This is a genomic window from Psychromonas sp. (genome assembly GCF_983033635.1).
The window spans coordinates 1-6908 of record NZ_CEZLMY010000020.1 but is presented as its reverse complement, the minus strand read 5'-3'; the positions used below and the strand labels follow the sequence as shown (position 1 = coordinate 6908).

Sequence of the window (6908 nt, the reverse complement as noted above, 5' to 3'; positions counted from 1 at the left end):
GAAGAATTACTCTTCGCCAACAACTTCAACGTTAACAACAGCAGATACGTCAGAGTGTACTGAAACAGCAATCTCGTAAGTACCAGTGTTACGTAAAGCGCCTTCAGGAAGACGAACTTCACTTTTAACTACAGCTACACCAGCAGCAGTGATTGCATTAGCAATATCACGCGTACCGATTGAACCGAATAGTTTACCTTCATCACCAGCTTTAGAAGTGATAGTAACCGCTTCTAATGCTTCTAATGCAGCGCCACGTTTTTCTGCAGCAGCAAGGTTAGCAGCTTGTTTAGCTTCTAATTCAGCACGACGTGCTTCAAAAGCTTCTAAGTTTGCTTTGTTTGCTGGTACAGCTTTTTGTTGTGGGAAAAGGAAGTTACGTGCGTAACCTGCTTTAACATCAACTTTATCACCAAGTTTACCAAGGTTAGCAACTGTATCTTGTAGAATGATTTCCATAATCTATAGCTCCTATTTACTTGTGTAAATCTGTGTATGGTAAAAGTGACAAGTAACGTGCACGTTTGATAGCGCGCGCTAGTTGACGTTGGTATTTTGCACATGTGCCAGTAATACGGCTAGGTACGATTTTACCACTTTCAGTGATGTAATTTTTTAACGTAACAACGTCTTTGTAATCAATTTCGCTAACACCTTCAGCGGTGAAACGACAGAACTTACGACGGCGGAAGTAACGAGCCATGGTATTTCCTCAAATTTGTTCTATGTACTGAGCATGCAAAACTAATTTACCAAGGTTATTTTTACTTTGGTGATAAGTGATAAAACCACTTAGTCTAATTTGCATCCCTTTCGATAATTTATTTTTTAACTGACTAGCTAATGTTCCACTTACTGCAACGGGCATATAACAAAAAACGTTGCGTGGTAACTCAGCTTCTTTTTGCATTGAACGATGTTCAATCACGAAATTGCAGTGTTCAATACCTGCAGGACTCTTTTTGAATGTAGGCTTCTCAGTCACTACACCAGCAAGTCGCAAAAAGTTATCAGTCACTAAGTCGCTTATGCTTCAGCTGGTGCTTCTGCAGGCGTTGCTTCAACTTCTGGACGTGGAGCACGAGGAGCACGTTCAGTACGCTCTTCTCTTGCTTTTGCCACTACAGAAACTTCAGTCACAGCAGCTTTAGTACGCATGATCATGTTACGGATCACTGCATCGTTGAAACGGAAAGCAGTTTCCAAATCATCGATTACGTTCTGTTCAGCTTCAATATTCATAAGAACATAGTGTGCTTTGTGTAGCTTGTTGATTGGGTAAGCCAGTTGACGACGGCCCCAGTCTTCTAGACGATGAACTGTACCGCCAGCTTCTGTGATAGATGCTGTGTAACGTTCAATCATACCATTAACTTGTTCACTCTGATCAGGGTGAACCATAAATACGATTTCATAATGACGCATATAAAAATCGCTCCTTACGGGTTAGTAGCTTCTTAGATTGGCTCAGCCGTACCAAATAGAAGCAAGGAACAAAAAAGGGTGGCTGATTTAAGGCGACAAATTGTACAGTTTAGTGTGAACTGACGCAAGGGGGATGATAAAGATAGCGTAAAAAATTTAAACGAAAGTACTATAAATCTGTTTAATTAGCTTTTAAAATAGATTTTCTATACTTTTATTGCAAACAATCGCACCATAATAACCTTTCGTTTGATTTTGTATTTGTTTCGTTGGCTTTTATTTTAAGAGAAAGTACTGTAAATCTATTTCATTTGATTTTAAAATACATTTCCTGAACTTTTATTTATTCATAATCTATTACGAGTGTGCCTTGCTTAATTCGAAATTACTTTTCATTTTAGTTATTAATGTTGCGGTACTTGCCGTGAATATTATGCTGTTTGCTGATAATAAAACTGAGCTAGAGCTAAAAAATCAAACACTAGCAATAAAAGAAAATAACAGTCAATCTATTGCTGAAAGTCCAATCACTGATATTCAGCCTCAATTTACACCAGTAGCGCCTTTACCGTTAGTTATTGAAAAAAAAGAAAATCTAAAAGAGATAAAAAGACTCTCTCAAGAGAAAAGAAAAAGCAGAAAAAAGAGTGCGTCGTTACAAGCGCAATTGAGTTTGCTGGTTAAGCAGAATCAAAAATTAAGTGAGCAGATAACCCGTCTTGAAAATGAAGCGCAGACGCAGCACAGTTATATAACGCTACTGGAAAAAAATAACAGCGACCAGCAAGAAGTCGAACCTCAACAGCCTGCATTAATTGTCTCAGATATTGATTTACTAAAAACAAATATTCAACGCCAGCCTGATTTAATTGAGAATAAATCATCTGCAGCTAGTTCCATTAAGCAGGATGCATTAGCCGAAAAGATCGAGTCGGCGGGAGAGCCAGATCTGCTGGTGACTAAGGATAAAGAGGCTGATAATTTTTCAGGATCTGTTGAATTTGGTTTTTCATATGAACAGGATAATAAAGTTACCCGTGCAGTTAATGGCCGTCTTGTTTTAGATTATGAGCAAGCGGATCAATATAAGTTCAATAGTAATTTAAAGTTTGAACTTGAAGAAGAAGAGCGTGAGATGACCACCGAAAAATATCGCTGGCAGTTACAGGCGGATTATTATTTAGATCCGCGTAACCTGCTCTTTGCCCGTAGTGATATACAACGCAGTCAATTTGCCAGCTATGATCAAGAGGATGTTTATACGGTTGGTTACGGGCGCATTGTCTTTGATCAAAGCAAGCATAAATTTAATATGGAAATTGGCCCGGGTTATCGTACGGCGGTGCCAAATAATGGTGAAAATGCTGTTTCTGTTAATGAATTTATCGTGCGCACCCGCCTTAATTACGAGCGCGTTGTTTCAGAGTCTCTACAGGTGATAATGAATACAGTGTGGGAGATGGGTAATGAAAACAGTATTTATAGCGTGAACTTTAAAGCACAGAATAAAATCTACCGGGAGTTATATTTAATCTTTGATTTTGAATATAAATACACGCAAAACGTACCTGTTGATACATTAAATAAAGAGGTCACCACAGGGCTCAATTTAATGTATGCGTTTTAGGCTAGGATATAGAGCTGTCCCAGAAAATAAAAATGCGCCATCAAGGCGCATTTTTTTATTCGCTTAATCACTTCTTGATTAGCGGCGTTGGCGAACCACTTCAAACAGACAGATACCTGTTGCTACCGATACATTTAAGCTTGAAACTGCACCTGCCATCGGCAGTTTAATTAATTCATCACAGTGTTCGCGTGTTAAACGGCGTAACCCTTTACCTTCCGCACCCATTGCTAAGGCCATACCACCTTCTAATTTGCAGTCGTAGATATTTTGTGTCGCTTCACCTGCAGTACCGTAAATCCAGATCCCTTTATCCTGCAGTGCACGCATAGTGCGCGCAAGGTTGGTGACATGAATTAACGGCATTGATTCAGCAGCGCCGCAGGCTACCTTACGTACCACGGGGGTCAGGCTTGCTGAGTTGTCTTTAGGTATAATGACCGCATGTACACCGGCTGCATCTGCACTACGCAGACAAGCACCTAAATTATGCGGATCCGTTACGCCGTCTAAAATCAATAAAAACGGTGGTACGTCTAATTCATTAAGAATTGGGTCTAAATCATTATCAGTTAAAACTTTAGCAGCTTTTACACGGGCGATAATACCCTGGTGCTGTTCGCCTTCAGACTTATCATCTAATGCTTTGCGCTGCATAAACTGCACAGAAATTCCCCATTCGCGTGCTTTTGCTATCACTGAATTCAGGCGTTCGTCATCACGCCCTTTTAAAGCGTAAACTTCAATAACACGCTCAGGTTGTTTTTCTAATAGGGCATCAACGGCATGCATGCCGTATATTAATTCACTTTTACTCATTATCTATTCTTCTCTAATTGTATGTTCAGTTAGCTCTCAGCTGTCTTTTTTAGCTTTGTTTCGAGTGCGCTCAGCACGACCTGGGCGTTTCTTTTTCGCTGTAGCTTTTTTCTTGTTAGATGTAGGGGTATTTTTTTCACCCTGTTTTATATTGGTTTTCTTTTTGGGCTTTTTAGTTTTCTTCTGCTGCTGATCCGTTTCTTTATCTATTTCGCGAATTAACGGCTGGTCACTTTTCTTAAACGGCTTTTTATCGTTACTGCGGCCCGGCTTCGCTGATTTAGAACGGGCGCGGCGATCCATCGGGCGATCATTTTCTTTTGCCGCAGTTTTTCGTGCGCGTTTACGCTGTCCTGCAGCTTCCTGATCGGCCAATTCAAAGTCGATTTTTTTATCATCTAAATTAACAGACAATACTTTTACTTCTAATACATCACCAATACGGTAAGTACGTCCGGTACGTTCACCTTTCAGCGTTTGTTTACCGGCATCAAAGATATAATAATCGGAAAGAAGACTGGTGACATGTACTAAACCGTCGATATGAATATCATTAAGGCGCACAAAGAAACCGAAGTTGGTCACGGCCGCAATCGTACCCACCATAGTGTCACCGACATGATCCTGCATATATTCACATTTTAGCGCGTCAGCAACATCACGGGTTGCATCATCAGCGCGGCGCTCGGTCGTTGAACAATGCTCACCTAAAAAGCCCATCTCATCATGCTGGTAATGGTAGCCGCCAGTGCTGGTCCATTTTGATTTCTGCTGACCTTTTTCCTGATGGGCAACCAGGTATTTAATGGCTCGATGTAGAATCAGATCCGGGTAACGACGAATTGGCGAGGTAAAGTGCGAATATTCAGCCAATGCCAAACCAAAGTGACCGAGGTTTTCATCCTGATAAACCGCTTGTTTCATAGAGCGCAACAGCATGGTCTGCAGTAGCTCTTGATCTTCACGACCTGCAAATGTTTCAGCCAGGTCGGCGTAATCTCGCGGTGCCGGTTTATCGCCGCCGCCCAGGCTTAAGCCCAGTTCAGCTAAAAACGAGCGGAAGTTAACCAGTTTTTCTTCGCTTGGTGTTTCATGAACGCGGAATAGGGCGGCTGCTTGCGCGTTTTCAATTAAACGTGCTGAAGCAACGTTCGCCTGAATCATACACTCTTCGATGATCTTGTGGGCATCGTTACGCACTAATGGTTCGATAGACTCAATTTTGCGTGCTTCATTAAATAGAAAACGTACTTCAAGTGTTTCAAATTCCATACCGCCGCGGATATGACGTGCTTTTTTAAACGCTTTATAAAGATGCTCTAACTCTTCAATATGTGGCACTAAAGGTTTGTATTGCTCTCGCAAAGGTTCGTCACCCTCTAAGATCGCCGCCACTTTGGTATAAGTGAAACGCGCATGAGAGTTCATTACCGCTTCATAGAATTTATAATCGCTTAAATGCCCATCTTTAGAGATAACCATTTCGCTGACCATACACAAACGGTCAACTTGCGGGTTTAATGAACATAAGCCGTTAGACAGCACCTCAGGAAGCATAGGGATAACTTGATCCGGGAAATAGACCGAGTTACCGCGATTAATCGCTTCTTTATCTAAAATGGTGCCGTGGCGAACATAATAACTGACATCGGCAATCGCCACCCATAAACGCCAGCCACCATCTTTTTCTCGTTGACAAAAAACCGCATCATCAAAATCACGTGCATCTTCGCCATCTATGGTTACTAAGGGAAGTTTACGCAGATCAATACGGCCCTCAATGGCATGCTCAGGAACAAATTCGCCAAATGGTTTCAGTTCTTTATCTAAACCTTCTGGCCATTCATGGGGAATATCGTGGGTACGCAGTGCAATTTCCACTTCCATGCCCGGCTCCATCTCTTGACCAAGCACTTCGGTAATTTTACCAGTAGCAGTAAAGCGCGCTTTCGGGCGTTGAATAATTTCAACCACCACAATCTGACCATGACGCGCACCGTTACTGTTATCTTTGCTAATCAGGATATCTTGATTAAGACGCGAATCATCGGGGACCACAACCGCAATACCATCTTCAACAAAGTAACGGCCCACAATCGCCTCTTGGCGAGCTTCCAGTAAACGTACAAAACGTGCTTCAGTTCGACCGCGTGCATCCACTTTTACAGGTTGAGCAAGGATTTTATCCCCGTGAAATAACAGACGCATTTGATGTGCTGGCAGGAAAAGGTCGGATCCTCCCTCTTCGGTTTTTAAGAAACCAAAACCGTCTTTATGGCCAATCACTTTACCTTTTTTTAGATCGAGCTTATCAGGTAGGGCATAGGTGGCGTTACGGCACCAAACTAATTGACCATCACGCTCCATTGCTTTCAAACGGCGACGTAAACCTTCAGCTTCCTCTTCACTGCTTAGTGAAAATGCGCTGAATAATGCGTCACGGCTGACAGGTTTTGCCTGTTTTTCCATGTATTCTAAAATGAATTCACGGCTTGGCACCGGGTGTTCGTAAGTTTGTGATTCGCGATCTAAGAAGGGATCTAAGGTCATAGCTGGACGCTCTTTAATAAATAAATTAGTGAAAGTATATCTGAAAATCGTAAAAGCATCTTATTAAATAATTTAATTCAATGGATTAATTATTAATGTGGAATTGCTTATTGAATAAGCAAGTAAGATAAAAATTTAAAAAAGTAGTAAAAAACACTAGACAGGATCGACAACTAGCAGTAATATCCGCGCCACGCTAAAGACGTGAGCACCCGTAGCTCAGCTGGATAGAGCGTTGCCCTCCGGAGGCAAAGGCCGCAGGTTCGACTCCTGTCGGGTGCGCCATTCTTCGGATGACAATTGTTCAGTTCGATAGCGTAAAGAAGTATTAGTGGCGGATGTAGCTCAGTTGGTAGAGCCCCGGATTGTGATTCCGGTTGTCGCGGGTTCAATCCCCGTCATTCGCCCCATCTTTTCTCGATGTAAAACAAGATATTCGGTGATTAGCGCAGCTTGGTAGCGCACCTGGTTTGGGACCAGGGGGTCA

7 protein-coding genes and 2 tRNA genes are annotated in these 6908 nt (G+C 42.0%); 3 read left to right on the top strand and 6 right to left on the bottom strand.

All coding sequences use genetic code 11. From position 1 onward, the window contains the following. Positions 1 to 6: 6 nt before the first annotated feature. The 4 genes from rplI to rpsF are packed head-to-tail and all read right to left on the bottom strand — an operon-like array spanning position 7 to position 1425. Positions 7 to 459, bottom strand: coding sequence for a 50S ribosomal protein L9 (rplI, locus tag AC4GME_RS04535; RefSeq protein WP_490379063.1), 453 nt, complete (start codon positions 457 to 459; stop codon positions 7 to 9). 16 nt (positions 460 to 475) lie between these two features. After that, positions 476 to 703, bottom strand: a complete 228-nt coding sequence (gene rpsR / locus AC4GME_RS04530) for a 30S ribosomal protein S18 (RefSeq protein ID WP_011771657.1) — start codon at positions 701 to 703, stop codon at positions 476 to 478. Between the two features lie 9 nt (positions 704 to 712). After that, on the bottom strand, positions 713 to 1018 hold the full coding sequence (gene priB, locus AC4GME_RS04525; RefSeq protein ID WP_490379062.1) for a primosomal replication protein N: 306 nt from the start codon (positions 1016 to 1018) through the stop codon (positions 713 to 715). Positions 1019 to 1026: 8 nt separating this feature from the next. Beyond that, complete coding sequence (gene rpsF, locus AC4GME_RS04520) at positions 1027 to 1425, bottom strand: 30S ribosomal protein S6 (protein ID WP_490379061.1); 399 nt, start codon at positions 1423 to 1425, stop codon at positions 1027 to 1029. A 370-nt stretch (positions 1426 to 1795) separates the two neighbouring features. Here rpsF and AC4GME_RS04515 point away from each other — a divergent pair, with 370 nt between their 5' ends. Next, on the top strand, positions 1796 to 3052 hold the full coding sequence (locus tag AC4GME_RS04515; protein WP_490379060.1) for a DUF481 domain-containing protein: 1257 nt from the start codon (positions 1796 to 1798) through the stop codon (positions 3050 to 3052). Between the two features lie 78 nt (positions 3053 to 3130). On the opposite strand, the gene rlmB is transcribed toward AC4GME_RS04515, so the two are convergent. Further along, positions 3131 to 3871, bottom strand: a complete 741-nt coding sequence (gene rlmB / locus AC4GME_RS04510; RefSeq protein ID WP_490378320.1) for a 23S rRNA (guanosine(2251)-2'-O)-methyltransferase RlmB — start codon at positions 3869 to 3871, stop codon at positions 3131 to 3133. A gap of 36 nt (positions 3872 to 3907) precedes the next feature. Continuing rightward, on the bottom strand, positions 3908 to 6421 hold the full coding sequence (gene rnr, locus AC4GME_RS04505; RefSeq protein ID WP_490378322.1) for a ribonuclease R: 2514 nt from the start codon (positions 6419 to 6421) through the stop codon (positions 3908 to 3910). Positions 6422 to 6629: 208 nt separating this feature from the next. Between rnr and AC4GME_RS04500 the strand changes: the two genes are divergently transcribed. Together AC4GME_RS04500 and AC4GME_RS04495 are read left to right on the top strand one after the other, a co-directional pair. Then, positions 6630 to 6706, top strand: a tRNA-Arg gene (locus AC4GME_RS04500). 49 nt (positions 6707 to 6755) lie between these two features. Further along, positions 6756 to 6831 (top strand) — tRNA-His (locus tag AC4GME_RS04495). The last annotated feature ends 77 nt before the right edge of the window (positions 6832 to 6908 follow it).

What these genes read in the sequence shown, in the direction of transcription:
- rplI (WP_490379063.1), bottom strand. Translation starts at nt 459, where the DNA reads ATGGAAATCATTCTACAAGATACAGTTGCTAACCTTGGTAAACTTGGT.
- rpsR (WP_011771657.1), bottom strand. Translation starts at nt 703, where the DNA reads ATGGCTCGTTACTTCCGCCGTCGTAAGTTCTGTCGTTTCACCGCTGAA.
- rpsF (WP_490379061.1), bottom strand. Translation starts at nt 1,425, where the DNA reads ATGCGTCATTATGAAATCGTATTTATGGTTCACCCTGATCAGAGTGAA.
- rlmB (WP_490378320.1), bottom strand. Translation starts at nt 3,871, where the DNA reads ATGAGTAAAAGTGAATTAATATACGGCATGCATGCCGTTGATGCCCTA.
- rnr (WP_490378322.1), bottom strand. Translation starts at nt 6,421, where the DNA reads ATGACCTTAGATCCCTTCTTAGATCGCGAATCACAAACTTACGAACAC.